Here is a 14,148-nt window from a genome sequence, read left to right on the forward strand (position 1 = left end):
AAGGACCCACCATGACCGAGAACACCGCCGGCGGCGGCCAGGACGTCGTCGACATCCTGGCCGCGGACCACCGCGACATGCTCGAGCTGCTCGGGCGCGTCGAGGCCGCCTCCGACCCCGGCGAGCGACGGGACCTCCTGGACACCGTGATCGCCGAGGTGATGCGCCACTCCGTGGCCGAGGAGATGCACGTCTACCCCGTGATGGAGCAGCACCTGCCCAACGGCTCCGAGGAGGTCGAGCACGACAAGGAGGAGCACCAGGAGCTCGTCGAGCTGATGAAGAAGCTCGAGGCCGTCGACGCCGCCGACCCCGCCTTCCTCGAGCTCGTCCGCACGTTCCGGGGACAACTGAGCCACCACGCCGACGACGAGGAGAGCGACCAGTTCCCCGCGCTGCGCGCCCACATCCCGGCCGACACCCTCGTGGAGCTCGGGCGGAAGGTCGAGCACGCCAAGAAGCTGGCGCCCACCCGGCCGCACCCGCACGCCCCGCACGCCGAGCTGTTCCACAAGACGGTAGGCCCGGGCGTGGGCATGGTCGACCGGCTGCTCGACAAGCTCACCGGCCGGCGGACCGGCTGAGCCGGCGGCGGGGTCCGGGTCAGCCGACCCGGACCTCGTGCACCCCGCGCTCCAGGCCGCGCTCGAGGGCGGCCAGGGCGTCGTCGACGTCGTGGCCCGGAGGCAGCCGCGGCGGCAGCCCGGCGAGGGCGCGGTCGACGAGCCCGGTGTCCATGTGGGGCAGGCGGGCGTCGACCACCGCGATCCGCCGCCGCCGCAGCTCCCGCCGCAGCGACCCGAGCCACGAGGCCATCGCGGCCTTGGACGCGGCGTAGGCGGCCATCCCCGCCAGCGGCAGCTCCGCGACCACGCCGGTCAGCACCGCCACGGCCCCGCCGTCGGACAGGTGCGGCAGGGCAGCCCGGACCAGGGCCATGGGCCCCAGGGCGTTGACCTCGAAGAGCTCCTCCACGACCGCCCCGTCCTCCTCGGCGGCGGGGCCGAAGGCCGCGGCGCCGGTGGCGATCACCACCGCGTCCAGCCCGCCCAGCTCCTCGGCGGCCCGGCGCACCACCTCCGCGACGGCGTCGTGGTCCACGAGGTCCAGGGCGTGGGCGGCGCGCAGCCCCAGCTCCCGGCGCACGTCCTCGGCGGCCGCCGCCGAGCGGCCCGTCACCACGATCTCCCGGGTGCGCGCCGCGAGCCGCTCGCACAGCCGCCGCCCGAGCACACCGGTGGCCCCCACCACGAGGATCCTCGCGCCGTCCAGGTCCATGGCCGTCCTCCCGTCGCGGCCCCGGGGCGGAGCCGTTGCGACCATGCTCCGGGAACGGGCGGAGCGCGACAAGAGGGCGCCGCCGACCTGCGCCGACGCCCGGGCCGGCCGCGGCGGGCGCAGCACGGGGCCGGTGCCGCGGCGGCCGTTGCCGGGGCGGGCGCGCCTGCGTAGATTGCGGTGCGTCGGGACCGTGGCCGGAGCGCGCCCGCGCGCCGCACGGGTCCCGGGCAGGGAGCGCACCCCATGTCCACCACGTCCCGCCCCGCCCTGGCGCTCGCCGCCGCCTGCCTGCTCGTGAGCTCGTGCGCCGGACCGGGGGAGGGAGGCCCGTCCGGGGAGGGGACGGGACCCGCCGCGACGGCCACGGCACCGTCCCCGTCCGCGCCGCCGCGGGACGAGCCTGCGGCGCAGGAGTCCACCACCGCCTCCCCCACCGGGGGAGCCCCGCCGGCCCCCGCGCCCACGGCGGCTCCCGCGCCCACGGCGGCCCCCTCGCAGCACCCCTCCGCCCCCGCCGGCCCGGCGCCCGGGGTTCCAGGTCCGGCGGGACCGGGCGAGGCCCCTACGGCCGCACCGGCGCTGAAGACCTGGTCGGGCACCGCCGCGGACGCGGCCTTCGCGCTGGAGATGCCCGCCGCGTGGACGGTGCAGGGGGAGTTCACGGACGTGGGCGGCACCGTGACCGTCCTGGGCGAGGACGGGGCCCCGGTGGCCCACCTCAGCGTCCTCGTGGCCTGGGGCGCCGAGTGCAGCCCCGGCTGCCCGGCCCCGCCGGTCGTCCATCTCGGGGACGTGCCCGGGGGCGCGCCGCTCTCGCGCAGCGGGGAGTTCGTGGTGCGCTCCGTGGCGATGGACCTCGGGGCGGAGCCGGAGCTGCGCACCCTCTACGGCTGGCAGGGGCCGGTGCGGCTGACGACCTCCCTGACCGACGCCGAGGTCCCGCCGCCGGCCACGATGCTGCCGCACGTCATGTACGGCCTCGGGCTCGTCGAGACCGGCGTGGTCGCCGTCAACGGCATCACCTACCGCACCGTCGTCCTCAGCTCCGTCCACGACGTCGCCACGCTGCAGGAGGCCGAGGCGTACACCGCCTCGGAGGAGCACCGGCAGGTGCAGGCGATGATCGCCTCGTTCCGCGCCTGAGCCGCCGCACCCGGGGCTCGTGCCGGGGCCCGGGGCGCGTGCCGGCTCAGACCAGGTCGCGGCCGATCGTCTCGCGCAGGATCTCCGAGGTTCCGCCGAAGAGCGTCAGCAGCCGCGCGGCGAGGAAGGACTGCGCGACCGGCTGGTCGAGGATGTAGCCGTAGCCGCCGTGCAGCTGCAGGCACCGGTCCGTGACCTCCTTGGCGCGCTCGCTGGCCCAGTACTTCGCCTTCGACGCCCCGGCGAGGTCGAGGGCCCCGGCGTTGAACGCGGCCACGGCCCGCCGCACGTAGGCCTCGGTGACCTCCACCTGGGTCGCCAGCTCGGCGAGCTCGAAGCGGGAGTGCTGGAAGTCGGCCACGCGCTCGCCGAAGGCGGTGCGCTCCCGCGTGTAGCGCAGGGTGCCCTCGAGGGTCTCGCGGGCGACGACGGCGGAGGCCACGGCGATCGCCAGCCGCCCCTGCGGGAGCAGCCGCCGGATCTGCCGCAGCCCCCCGCCCTCGGCGCCCACGAGGTCGCCGCCGGGCACGCGGACCCCGTCGAAGAACAGCTCGGCGGTGTCCGAGGCGCGCAGGCCCATCTTCTCGAGCGGCCGGCCGGTCGTGTACCCGGGCGAGCCCTCCTTGTGCACGAGGAACAGGCTGAAGGAGTCCTCCCCGGCGCGGTCGGTGCGCCCGTCCGTGCGCGCGAGCACCAGGGCGGCGTCGCCGCTGATGCCGTTGCCGATGAACGTCTTCTGGCCGTCGAGCACCCAGTCCCCGCCCTCGCGCACCGCCCGGGTGCGCACCCCGCGCAGGTCGGACCCGGCCCCGGGCTCCGTCCAGGCCACGGAGGTCACCAGCTCGCCGGTGAGCACGCGCGGCAGCCACCGCCGCCGCTGCTCCTCGGTGGCGTCGGCCAGCAGGTGGGGCAGCACCCAGTCGTCGGCGAGGTGGAAGGCCAGGGCCGCGCCCAGGGCGCCGGCGCGCACGAGCTCCTCGTCGAGCACCGCCCGGAACCGGTAGTCGGTCAGGCCCAGGCCCTCGTGCTCCTCGGGGACCGCGAGCCCGAGCAGCCCGGCCGCGCCGGCGGCGGTCCACAGGGTGCGCGGCATCAGGTGCGCGGCGTCCCACCCGGCGCAGTGCGGGGCGACCTCGCGGGCGACGAACTCCCGGGCGACCCCCCGGAACTCCTCGTGCTCCTCCTCGTAGAAGGCCGAGGACCCGAGGTCGAAGGGCGGCGCGGGGCGGGGGTCGGTGCTCACGGGGTGCCTCCTGGGGCGGTCGGGGCCGGGAACGGGCCGGGGCCCGGCGCCAGGGCGGTGCGCAGGGCGGCGCGGGCCATCTCCTCGAGCGCGGCGCGGGCGGCGCCGGTGCTCCCGGCGTCCTGCGGGGCGCGCAGCCGGCGCGCGGCGCGCAGGGAGTGCGGGGTCGAGTTGATCAGCCCGAAGACCGCCTGGGCGCGCAGGGTGAGGTCGGCGGGGTCGCGCCCGGGGGCGAGCTCGCGCAGCGCGTCGACCCACAGCGTCACGTAGCCGCGCTGGAGGGCGCGCACGGTGCGGCGGTCCTCCTCGGCGAGGTGGGGCAGCTCGCGGTCCTGCACCACGATCACGGCCGGGTGCTCCAGGGCGAAGTCGACCTGGAAGGCCACCAGCGCCGCCAGCCGCGCGGCGGGGTCGGCCGTGGCGGCGGCCACCGCGCGGGCGCGCTCGAGCAGGTCGGTGCTGACCTCCAGCAGGACGGCGCCCAGCAGGGCCTGCTTGGACGGGAAGTGCCGGTAGACGGCGGGACCGCTGACCCCGGCCGCCGCCCCGACGTCGTCGATGGAGACCCCCGCGAAGCCGCGCTCGGCGAACAGGGCGGCCGCCGCCCGCAGCAGCTCCGCCCGGCGCCGGGCCTTCGCCCGCTCCCGCCCGGTGGCCGGAGCAGCGTCCCGGGGCACCGGCCCGGGGGGTGCCGGAGGGGTGTCGGTCGGGGTCGGCACGGGACCTCCTCCTGCGGGAACGGGGAACTGCTGGACAGTTTAGTTAATCACCACTAACTTGGAAATCCAGTGAACGACCACTCACCGGAAGGGCGGCCGGCCGCCCGGGGCGGAGGCCCGGATGCAGGTGCTGGGCACCGCGGTGGAGCCGGAGGCGGCGGCCTTCCGCGCCAACGCCGCCGCGCAGGCGGAGCTGGCCGCGGAGCTGGGCCGGCGCCTGGAGCGGGTGGCGCGCGGCGGCCCGGAGGCCTCCCGCGAGCGGCACACCGCCCGCGGCAAGCTGCTCCCGCGCGAGCGCGTGGACCGGCTGCTGGACGCCGGCAGCCCCTTCCTGGAGATCGGCGCGCTGGCCGCCGAGGGGATGTACGAGGACGAGTGCCCCGCCGCCGGCCTGATCGCCGGGATCGGCCTGGTCCACGGGCGGCAGGCGATGGTCGTGTGCAACGACGCCACGGTCAAGGGCGGGACCTACTACCCGATGACCGTCAAGAAGCACCTGCGGGCCCAGGAGATCGCCCTCGAGAACCGTCTGCCGTGCGTCTACCTCGTGGACTCCGGCGGGGCGTACCTGCCCCTGCAGGACGAGGTCTTCCCGGACCGCGAGCACTTCGGGCGGATCTTCTACCACCAGGCCAGGCTCTCGGCCGCGGGGATCCCGCAGCTCGCCGCGGTGCTCGGCTCGTGCACCGCCGGCGGCGCCTACGTCCCGGCGATGAGCGACGAGACCGTGATCGTCCGCCACCAGGGCACCGTCTTCCTGGGCGGCCCGCCCCTCGTGCGGGCCGCGACCGGGGAGGAGGTCACCGCCGAGGAGCTCGGCGGCGGGGAGCTGCACGCCCACACCTCCGGGGTGGTCGACCACCTCGCGGAGAACGACGAGCACGCCCTGCAGATCCTCCGCGACGTCGTCGCGACCCTGCCCCAGCCCGCCCCCCGTGCCTGGCCGGTGACGGCGCCCGAGGCCCCCGCGGTGGCCGAGGAGCAGCTGCCCGGGGCGGTCCCGGTGGACCCCAACACCGGCTACGACGTGCGCGAGGTGATCGCCCGGCTCGTCGACGGCTCCCGCTTCGGCGAGTTCAAGGCCGGGTACGGCACCACCCTGGTCACCGGCTTCGCCCGGCTGCACGGGCACCCGGTGGGGATCGTGGCCAACAACGGGGTGCTCTTCGCCGAGTCGGCGCTGAAGGGCGCCCACTTCGTGCAGCTGTGCGACCAGCGCGGGATCCCGCTGCTGTTCCTGCAGAACATCACCGGGTTCATGGTGGGCCGCGACTACGAGGCCGGCGGGATCGCCAAGCACGGGGCCAAGATGGTCACCGCCGTGGCCACCACCCGCGTGCCCAAGCTGACCGTGGTGATCGGCGGCTCCTTCGGCGCCGGCAACTACTCCATGTGCGGGCGCGCCTTCTCCCCGCGCTTCCTGTTCCTGTGGCCCCAGGCGCGGATCTCCGTGATGGGCGGGGCCCAGGCCGCCTCGGTGCTGGCCACCGTGCGGGCCGACCGGCTGGCCGCCCGCGGGCAGGAGTGGGACCCGGCCGGGCGCGAGGCGTTCATGGCCCCGATCCGCGCGCAGTACGAGGCCCAGGGCAACCCCTGGTACGCCACCGCCCGGCTGTGGGACGACGGCGTGATCGCCCCCGCCGACACCCGCGAGGTGCTCGGGCTGGCCCTCGAGGTCTGCTCCCGCACCCCGCTGCCCGAGCCCTCCTTCGGCCTGTTCAGGATGTGAGCCCGTGACCGCCGCCCCCGTCCCCGAGCGCCCCGCCGGCCCGCGCGCCGGAACCGGGCCGCGCCCGTTCGGCGTCGTCCTCGTGGCCAACCGCGGGGAGATCGCCCGGCGCATCCTCCGCACCCTGCGCGCCCTGGGGATCCGCTCGGTCGCCGTGCACAGCGAGGCCGACCGGGACGCCGTGCACGTGCGCGAGGCGGACCTCTCCGTGTGCCTGGGCCCGGCCGCCCCGGCGCACAGCTACCTGCGCGTCGAGGCGGTCGTCGAGGCAGCCCTGGCCACGGGCGCCGACGCCGTGCACCCCGGCTACGGCTTCCTCGCCGAGAACCCCGCCCTGGCCCGGGCCTGCGCGGCGGCGGGGATCGTCCTGGTCGGCCCCGGGCCCGAGGCCATGGAGGTCATGGGCGACAAGATCCGGGCCAAGACCCGCGTGGCCGCCTCCGGGGTGCCCGTGATCGGCGGGGTCGCCGAGCCGGGCCTGGACGACGCCGCCCTCGTGGCCGCCGCCGCCGCGCTGGAGTTCCCGCTGCTCGTGAAGCCCTCGGCCGGCGGTGGGGGCAAGGGCATGCACGTCGCCCGCACCCCCGGGGAGCTGCCCGAGGCCCTCGCCGCCGCCCGGCGGGTCGCCGCCGCGGCCTTCGGCGACGACACCCTGCTGCTCGAGCAGCTCGTCGAGGCCCCCCGCCACATCGAGGTCCAGGTCCTCGCCGACGCCCACGGGGCGGTGATCCACCTCGGGGAGCGCGAGTGCTCCCTGCAGCGGCGCCACCAGAAGATCATCGAGGAGGCGCCCTCGCCGCTGCTGGACGCGGCCGCCCGCGCGCGGATGGGGGAGGCGGCCTGCCGGGTGGCCCGCTCGGTGGGCTACACCGGGGCCGGGACCGTGGAGTTCCTCGTCCCCGCCGCCGCGCCGGAGCAGTTCTTCTTCATGGAGATGAACACCCGCCTGCAGGTCGAGCACCCCGTGACCGAGGCCGTCACCGGCGTCGACCTCGTCGAGCAGCAGCTGCGCGCGGCCGCCGGGCAGCCCCTGGCCCTCGCCCAGGAGGACGTGGTCCTCACGGGCCACGCCGTCGAGGCCCGCGTCTACGCCGAGGACCCCGCCTCCGGCTTCCTGCCCACCGCCGGGACCGTCCTGGCCCTCGAGGAGGCGTCGGGGCCCGGGGTCCGCGTGGACTCCGCGCTCGCCGAGGGCCTGGTCGTCGGCCCGGACTACGACCCGATGCTCGCCAAGGTGATCGCCCGGGGCGCCGACCGGGCCCAGGCCCTCGACCGGCTCGACGCCGCCCTGGCCTCGACCGTGGTCCTGGGGGTCGGGACCAACACCGCCTACCTGCGCGCGCTGCTGGCCGAGCCCGCCGTGCGCGCCGGGGCGCTGGACACGACCCTCGTGGAGCGGCGCCTGCCGGGACTCGCGCTGCCGGTCCCGGACGAGGAGCACTGGGCCGCCGCGGCCGCCTTCGCCGCGGCCCGGCGGCCCCCCGACCCCCGCCCGGCCGGGGACCCCGGACCCTGGGGGCGCCCCGACGGGTGGCGGCCCACCGGCCGCGCCCGGCCCGCGGTCCACCTCGCCCACGGCCTGGGTCCGCCGCGGCGGACGGCCGTCGACGACGGCGTGCGCCTGAGCCCGCTGCCCGGCCGCCCGTCCGCGCACCTGCTCGAGGCGCACGGGCGGAGCCGGGTCGTGCACCTGGCCGCGACCCCCGGCGGGGACCGCGTGTGGGTCGGGGCCGAGGGGGCGGCCTTCGCGCTGAGCGTGCTCTCCCGCGAGCAGCTGCTCGAGCGCTCCCTCGCGGCCCTCGACCGGGCCGCCGGACCGGCCGCCCCGGAGCTGCACGCCCCCATGCCCGGAACGGTGGTCGCCGTCCCGGTCGCCCCGGGCGAGCGGGTGGCCGAGGGGCAGACCGTCGTCGTCGTCGAGGCGATGAAGATGGAGCACCGCCTCACCGCCCCCACCGCCGGCACCGCCGAGGTCTCGGTGCGCCCCGGCGAGCGGGTGCGCCTGCACCAGCTGCTCGCCCGCGTGGTCCCCGACGACCCGCCCGATCCCGCCGCCGCGCCCGCGGGCGCCCCGCCGGCCCGACCCGACCGACCAGGAGCGTGAGCCGTGAACGTCGAGCTCGACGAGGAGCACCAGGACCTCTCCGACACCGTCCGCGCGTTCGCCGACGAGGTGATCGCCCCGGTCTCCGCGCGCCACGACGCGGCCCACGAGTTCCCCTACGACATCGTGGCGCAGATGGGGGAGATGGGCCTGTTCGGCCTGCCCTTCCCCGAGGAGCACGGCGGGATGGGCGGGGACCTGCTCGCCCTGTGCCTGGCCCTGGAGCAGATCGCCCGCGTGGACCAGTCCGTGGCCATCACCCTCGAGGCCGCCGTCTCCCTCGGCGCGATGCCGATCCACCGCTTCGGCACCGAGGAGCAGAAGCAGCGCTGGCTGCCCGACCTCGTGGCCGGGCGCGCCCTGGCGGGCTTCGGGCTCACCGAGCCCGGGGCCGGTTCCGACGCCGGCGGCACCCGCACCACGGCGCGGCGGGAGGACGGGCAGTGGGTGCTCGACGGCGCCAAGGAGTTCATCACCAACTCCGGCACGGAGATCACCAGCCTGGTCACCGTCACCGCCGTGACCGGCACCGGCACGGACGCCGGCGGGCGGGAGCGCAAGGAGATCTCCACGATCGTCGTCCCCGCCGGCACCCCGGGCTTCGAGGTCGGGGCGGCCTACGACAAGGTCGGCTGGAACGCCTCCGACACCCACCCGCTGTCCTTCCAGGACGCCCGCGTGCCCGAGGGCAACCTGCTGGGGGAGGAGGGCCGCGGCTACGCCAACTTCCTGTCGATCCTCGACGAGGGCCGCATCGCCATCGCGGCCCTGGCCACCGGCGCCGCCCAGGGCTGCGTCGAGGAGTCGGTGCGCTACGCGCAGGAGCGCCGCACCTTCGGCCGGCCGATCGGGGAGCACCAGGCGGTCGCCTTCAGGATCGCCCGCATGCAGGCCCGCGCGCACACCGCCCGGCTGGCCTACTACGACGCCGCGTCCCGGCTGCTGGCCGGACGGCCGTTCAAGACCCAGGCCGCGATCGCCAAGCTCGTGGCCGGGGAGGCCGCGATGGACAACGCCCGGGACGCCACCCAGGTCTTCGGCGGCTACGGGTTCGTCAACGAGTCCCGGGTGGCCCGCCACTACCGCGACTCGAAGATCCTCGAGGTCGGCGAGGGCACCACCGAGGTGCAGCTGATGCTCGTCGCCCGCGAGCTGGGACTGTGAGGAGGAGCGGGATGGGCGAGCAGCGCAGGGTGGTCCGGCAGCGGGGCCTGTGGTTCGAGGAGTTCGAGATCGGCACCGTCTACGAGCACGCCCCGGGCCGGACCCTGACCGAGGCGGACAACGTCCTGTTCACGACCATGACCATGAACACCCAGTCCCTGCACCTGGACGCCGCCTGGGCCGCCCGCCAGCCCTTCGGGCAGCGGCTGGTGAACTCCATGCTCACCCTCTCCACCCTGGTGGGGGCCTCCGTGGCGCAGCTGACCCAGGGCACCATCGTGGCCAACCTCGGCCTCGAGGAGGTGCGCTTCCCCGCCCCGCTGCACCACGGCGACACCCTCTACTCCTCCTCCGAGGTCCTCGCCGCGCGCCCGTCCGCCTCCCGGCCCGGGCAGGGGATCGTCCGCCTGCGCCACACCGGGCGCGACCAGGACGGCACGGTGGTCGCCGAGTGCACCCGGTCGGTGCTCGTGTGGACCCGCGCCGCCGCCCCGCCGTGACCCGGTCCCCGCCCCCGCCCGCCGCGACACCCGAACCGGAGGAGACGCCCGTGACCGACGCGACCGCCCTCGGCCCGGCCCTGCTGTTCTGCCCGGCCGACCGCCCCGACCGCTACGCCAAGGCCGCCGCGCGCGCCGACACCGTGGTCCTCGACCTCGAGGACGCCGTGGCCGGACCGGACCGGCCCGCCGCCCGCGCGGCCCTCGTGGCCACCCCGCTGGACCCCGCCCGCACGGTCGTGCGGATCAGCGCCGAGGACACCGAGGACTTCGCCCACGACCTCGTGGCCCTGCGGCACACCGCCTACACCACCGTGATGCTGCCCAAGGCCGCCTCCGCCGAACGGCTGGCCGTCGCCGCCGAGCTGGGCCTGGAGCGGGTGGTCGCCCTGTGCGAGACCGCCGAGGGGGTCGTCAACGCCGCGGAGATCGCCCGCGCCCCCAACGTCGTCGCCCTCATGTGGGGCGCGGAGGACCTCGTGGCCTCCCTCGGCGGCAGCTCCTCCCGGCACCGCGACGGCACCTACCGGGACGTCGCCCGGCACGCCCGCTCCGCCGTGCTGCTGGCCGCCGGCGCGGCCGGCAAGCCCGCGATCGACGCCGTGCACCTGGCCCTCGACGACCTCGACGGGCTGCGCGCGGAGGCCCGCGACGCCGCGGCCTCCGGCTTCGCCGCCACCGCCTGCGTCCACCCCGGGCAGGTGGCCACGGTCCGGGAGGCCTACCGCCCCGGCCCGGAGGAGCTCGCCGCCGCCCGGGAGCTGCTCGAGGCCGCCCGCGGCGCGGCCGGGGTCTTCGCCTTCCGCGGGCGGATGGTCGACGAGCCCCTGCTGCGCCACGCCGAGCGCCTGCTGCGCCGGGCCGGCGAGCGGCCCCCGCCCCGTTCCCCGCACCACCCGCCACCGCCCGGAGGAGCACCGTGAACCGGCCCCTGACGATCGTCGTCCCCGTCAAGCACGTCCCCGACGCCGCGCAGGAGCGCGTCCTCGCCGGCGACCCGCCCCGCCTGCAGCGCGGGACCGGGATCCTCTGCGAGCTCGACGAGTACGCCCTCGAGGCCGCCCTGCAGCTCGTCGAGGCCCGCGGCGGGACCGCCGCCGGCCACCGCGTGCTCGCCCTGACCATGGGCCCGGCCCCCGCCGCGGACGCGCTCAAGCGCGCCCTGCAGCTGGGCGCCGACGCCGCCGTCCACGTGCTCGACGACGCGCTCGCCGGCTCCGACGCCTGGGCCACGGCCCTCGTCCTGGCCGCCGCCGTGCGCCGGACCGCCGAGGAGGAGGGCCGGCCCGTGGACCTCGTGCTCACCGGCATGGCCTCGACCGACGGCGAGACCTCGCTCGTGCCCGGCCAGCTCGCCGAGCGGCTCGGCCTCGCCCACGTCGGCTTCGCCACCGCGCTGTCCCTCGACGACGACGCCGCCGCGCTCACGGCCGTGCACGCGACCGCGACCGAGTCCCTGCGGGTCGAGGCGCCGCTGCCCGCCCTCGTCGCCGTGACCGACCGGAGCAGCACCCCCCGCTACCCGAGCTTCAAGGCGATCCTGGCGGCGAAGAAGAAGCCCGTGCGCACCTGGTCCGCCGCGGACCTCGGTCTGGGCCCGGAACAGGTGGGCACCGTCGGCTCGCGCACGGAGGTCCTCGGCGCCGAGGCCCGGCCCCCGCGCACCGCGGGGCGGGTGATCCACGACGACGGCGAGGGCGGGATCCGCCTGGCGGAGTTCCTGCTCGCCGAGAGACTCGTCTGACCGGCGCCGCCGGACCGGACCCCACGACCGCCCGGGGAGCCCGGGCAGGAGGAGGACGACGATGACCACGACCCTCGTGGTGCTCGGCGGCACGCAGCGGCTGCGCCGGGCCGACCGGGAGCTGCTCGTGCTCGCCGGCGGCCTCGGCGGGACCCACGCCGTCGTCCCCGGCGCGCCGGGACAGGAGCTGCTGGACGCGCTGGCCGCGCACGGCACGGCCGCCGTCCACGTCCCCGCCGGGGAGCCGGACGACCGGCTCACCACCCCGCTCACCGCCCTGACCGAGGCCGCCGCCCGCGCGTGCGCCGCGGACGCGGTGCTGCTGAGCGCGACCCCCGAGGCCACGGACGTCGCCGCCCGCCTGGGCGTGCGGCTGGAGGCCGGGGTCGTGACGGACGTCGTGGCCCTCGACGCGCAGCTCACGGCCACGAAGCAGGTGCTCGCCGGCGGCTGGACCACCCGGTGCCGGGCCCGCGGCGGCGTGCTCGTGGCGACCGTGCGGCCCCACGCGGTCGAGCTGCCCGACCCCGCCCCGCCGGCGGGGGAGCCCGCGGGCCGGCCCGCGCTCCGCCGGCACGAGCTCACCGACGGGGCCCCCGCCGCCCGGATCGTCGGCCGCGACCCCCTGCCCCCCACCGGGCGGCCCTCCCCGGCGGAGGCCCGGGTGGTCGTGGCCGGCGGGCGGGGCACGGGCGGGGACTTCGGCCCCCTGGAGGAGCTCGCCGACGTCCTGGGCGCGGCGATCGGCGCCTCCCGGGCCGCCGTGGACGCCGGCTGGATCGGCCCCGAGGCGCAGATCGGGCAGACCGGTCTCACCGTCTCCCCGCAGCTCTACGTCTCGTGCGGGATCTCCGGGGCGCTCCAGCAGCGGGCCGGGATGCAGACCGCGAAGGTGGTCGTCGCCGTGAACAAGGACCCCCAGGCGCCCGTGTTCGAGATCGCCGACCTCGGCGTGGTGGGCGACCTGCGGACGGTGCTGCCCCAGGCCGCCGCCCACCTGCGGCGGCTGCGCTCCTAGTCCTGGCCGTCGACGGTGTCCACCGCGTCCCGGGCCGCGTGCAGGAAGCCGATCACCGTCTCGGCCTGCTGCGCGTCCAGCCCCAGCGCGGCGTCGAGCAGCCGGGCGTGCATGGCGTCGAGGCTCGCGCGGACCTCGTCGTCGGAGCCCTCCGTGGCGCGCACGACGAGGGCCCGCCGGTCGGTGGGGTGCGGCTCCCGGCGCAGGTGCCCGCTGCGGGTGAGCCGGTCCAGCAGGGTCGTGACCGAGGCGGAGGAGATGCCCAGCCGCTGGGCGAGCTCCCCCGGGCGCACGAGCCGGCCGGCGCGCTGGGCCTCCAGCAGGTGGCGCAGGGCCAGGAGGTCGGTCTCGCCCATGCCCATCGAGGTCCGGGTGCGCCGGCGCATGGCCGACTCCGCGCTGCGGTAGTCGCGCAAGGCCTCCAGCACGCGCACCGCGGCGCGCCGCTCCTCCGCGCCGCCGTACCAGTATCCGGAGGAGCTCCGCGTTGGCTCAGAGTTCACCGTCATCTCCTGGCGTCGTGGGCTGTTCGGTGGTGGACTGGTGGGACGTCGGCGGCGACCGGCGCGGACCGGGTTCCCCCGGCACGCACCGATCGTACCGCCACCGCGGCTGATAACTAGACTTTCTAGCGGTTCTCGGCTTGCATGGTGGCCACGCCCCGTCCCCGATCCGGCGCGGCCCCTCCGTGGGCCGGGCCGGACAGCAGAGGAAGGTTCGACCATGAGCAGTGCAGTGTCCCCGCGAGACGAGCAGCCGGTGTTCTGGGCGGACGATCCCGCCCCGTCCCCGCTCCTGTCCGACCTCCACGACCTGATCGACGAGCCGGCCGAGGCGCCGGAGGAGGGGGGCGCCGTCGTCGCCGACCCCCGCTTCCTGCGTGCCGAGCTCGAACGGCGCATCCTGGCCGCCGCCGGCGAGGTCGAGTCCGCCGAGTGGGCGCTGGACCGGACCCGCGAGGAGGCCGCCTGGGGCGGCGCCGAGATCGGCGTGGGCCTCGACGTCGAGCCCGTGGACAGCGAGCTCGAGACGGCCCGCTGGTCCCTGGACCAGGCCGTGTGCCGGCTCCACGCCGAGCTGCACCGGGCCGCCCGCCAGGGCCTGCCCGTCGAGGACATCGCCCGGGCCGCCTCCCTCGAGACCGGCGAGGTCGGCGCGGTCCTCGCCGCCCCGGAGCGGGCCTGCGAGGACACCGGCGCGGCCGGTGCCGCCGGCGGCCTGGCCGCCGTCGTCTGACCCCGCCCGGCCCGGACCTGCCTCCGCAACGCCCCCGTCCGCCCCGCGGACGGGGGCGTTGCGCGTGCCCGCGGGAGGAGGCGGAGGGGGCCGGGAGGTATCCGAGACCTACAGTCCTGACAACTTCGGCGTGTCGGCTGTGACCCAGGTCTCATGCGGCCTAGGGTCCTGATCAGGCCCGGAGGGCGGCACCCCCGCCGACCTCCCCGGAGCCCGTGGGACCCCCGTTCGGCCAGCCTGTCCGCGGCCACCCCACCCCGACCTCGC

14 protein-coding genes are annotated in these 14,148 nt (G+C 77.1%); 10 read left to right on the forward strand and 4 right to left on the reverse strand.

Annotated elements, in window-relative coordinates; translation table 11 throughout:
* Window positions 1-11: 11 nt before the first annotated feature.
* Window positions 12-584 (forward strand): hemerythrin domain-containing protein, encoded by a 573-nt coding sequence (locus AS188_RS04410; protein WP_058857835.1) that lies wholly within the window; start codon window positions 12-14, stop codon window positions 582-584.
* A gap of 19 nt (window positions 585-603) precedes the next feature.
* On the opposite strand, the gene AS188_RS04415 is transcribed toward AS188_RS04410, so the two are convergent.
* On the reverse strand, window positions 604-1,278 hold the full coding sequence (locus tag AS188_RS04415; RefSeq protein ID WP_058857836.1) for an SDR family NAD(P)-dependent oxidoreductase: 675 nt from the start codon (window positions 1,276-1,278) through the stop codon (window positions 604-606).
* Between the two features lie 246 nt (window positions 1,279-1,524).
* On the opposite strand from AS188_RS04415, the gene AS188_RS04420 reads away from it, so the two are divergent.
* A complete protein-coding gene (locus AS188_RS04420) occupies window positions 1,525-2,424 on the forward strand; it encodes a hypothetical protein (protein WP_058857837.1) in 900 nt (299 codons plus the stop codon).
* Between the two features lie 46 nt (window positions 2,425-2,470).
* Here the strand turns inward: AS188_RS04420 and AS188_RS04425 are convergent, their stop codons facing one another.
* Together AS188_RS04425 and AS188_RS04430 are read right to left on the reverse strand one after the other, a co-directional pair.
* The gene (locus AS188_RS04425; protein ID WP_058857838.1) at window positions 2,471-3,667 is read right to left on the reverse strand and encodes an acyl-CoA dehydrogenase family protein; all 1,197 of its coding nucleotides are present in this window, start codon (window positions 3,665-3,667) and stop codon (window positions 2,471-2,473) included.
* The gene (locus tag AS188_RS04430) at window positions 3,664-4,386 is read right to left on the reverse strand and encodes a TetR/AcrR family transcriptional regulator (protein WP_236945050.1); all 723 of its coding nucleotides are present in this window, start codon (window positions 4,384-4,386) and stop codon (window positions 3,664-3,666) included. The genes AS188_RS04425 and AS188_RS04430 overlap by 4 nt, the downstream gene beginning before the upstream one ends.
* 121 nt (window positions 4,387-4,507) lie before the next feature.
* Between AS188_RS04430 and AS188_RS04435 the strand changes: the two genes are divergently transcribed.
* The 7 genes from AS188_RS04435 to AS188_RS04465 all read left to right on the forward strand — a co-directional run bounded on the left by AS188_RS04435 (window position 4,508) and on the right by AS188_RS04465 (window position 12,645).
* Window positions 4,508-6,115, forward strand: a complete 1,608-nt coding sequence (locus AS188_RS04435; RefSeq protein ID WP_058857839.1) for a carboxyl transferase domain-containing protein — start codon at window positions 4,508-4,510, stop codon at window positions 6,113-6,115.
* Between the two features lie 4 nt (window positions 6,116-6,119).
* Window positions 6,120-8,219, forward strand: a complete 2,100-nt coding sequence (locus AS188_RS04440) for an ATP-binding protein (RefSeq protein ID WP_083529245.1) — start codon at window positions 6,120-6,122, stop codon at window positions 8,217-8,219.
* Window positions 8,220-8,222: 3 nt separating this feature from the next.
* On the forward strand, window positions 8,223-9,383 hold the full coding sequence (locus tag AS188_RS04445) for an acyl-CoA dehydrogenase family protein (protein ID WP_058857840.1): 1,161 nt from the start codon (window positions 8,223-8,225) through the stop codon (window positions 9,381-9,383).
* 11 nt (window positions 9,384-9,394) lie between these two features.
* Window positions 9,395-9,883, forward strand: coding sequence for a MaoC family dehydratase (locus tag AS188_RS04450; protein ID WP_058857841.1), 489 nt, complete (start codon window positions 9,395-9,397; stop codon window positions 9,881-9,883).
* Window positions 9,884-9,933: 50 nt separating this feature from the next.
* Window positions 9,934-10,806 (forward strand): HpcH/HpaI aldolase/citrate lyase family protein, encoded by an 873-nt coding sequence (locus AS188_RS04455; RefSeq protein ID WP_058859723.1) that lies wholly within the window; start codon window positions 9,934-9,936, stop codon window positions 10,804-10,806.
* Entirely contained in the window at window positions 10,803-11,627 is an 825-nt protein-coding gene (locus AS188_RS04460) for an electron transfer flavoprotein subunit beta/FixA family protein (RefSeq protein ID WP_236945051.1), read from the forward strand. Before AS188_RS04455 ends, AS188_RS04460 begins: the two co-directional genes overlap by 4 nt.
* Before the next feature lie 61 nt (window positions 11,628-11,688).
* Window positions 11,689-12,645, forward strand: a complete 957-nt coding sequence (locus AS188_RS04465) for an electron transfer flavoprotein subunit alpha/FixB family protein (protein WP_058857842.1) — start codon at window positions 11,689-11,691, stop codon at window positions 12,643-12,645.
* Here the strand turns inward: AS188_RS04465 and AS188_RS04470 are convergent.
* Entirely contained in the window at window positions 12,642-13,148 is a 507-nt protein-coding gene (locus tag AS188_RS04470) for a MarR family winged helix-turn-helix transcriptional regulator (protein WP_373865612.1), read from the reverse strand. The genes AS188_RS04465 and AS188_RS04470 overlap by 4 nt on opposite strands.
* Before the next feature lie 220 nt (window positions 13,149-13,368).
* Here AS188_RS04470 and AS188_RS04475 point away from each other — a divergent pair, with 220 nt between their 5' ends.
* On the forward strand, window positions 13,369-13,881 hold the full coding sequence (locus tag AS188_RS04475; protein WP_147050328.1) for a hypothetical protein: 513 nt from the start codon (window positions 13,369-13,371) through the stop codon (window positions 13,879-13,881).
* Window positions 13,882-14,148: the final 267 nt, after the last annotated feature.

This window comes from Kocuria flava (assembly GCF_001482365.1).
GTDB lineage: Bacteria > Actinomycetota > Actinomycetes > Actinomycetales > Micrococcaceae > Kocuria > Kocuria flava.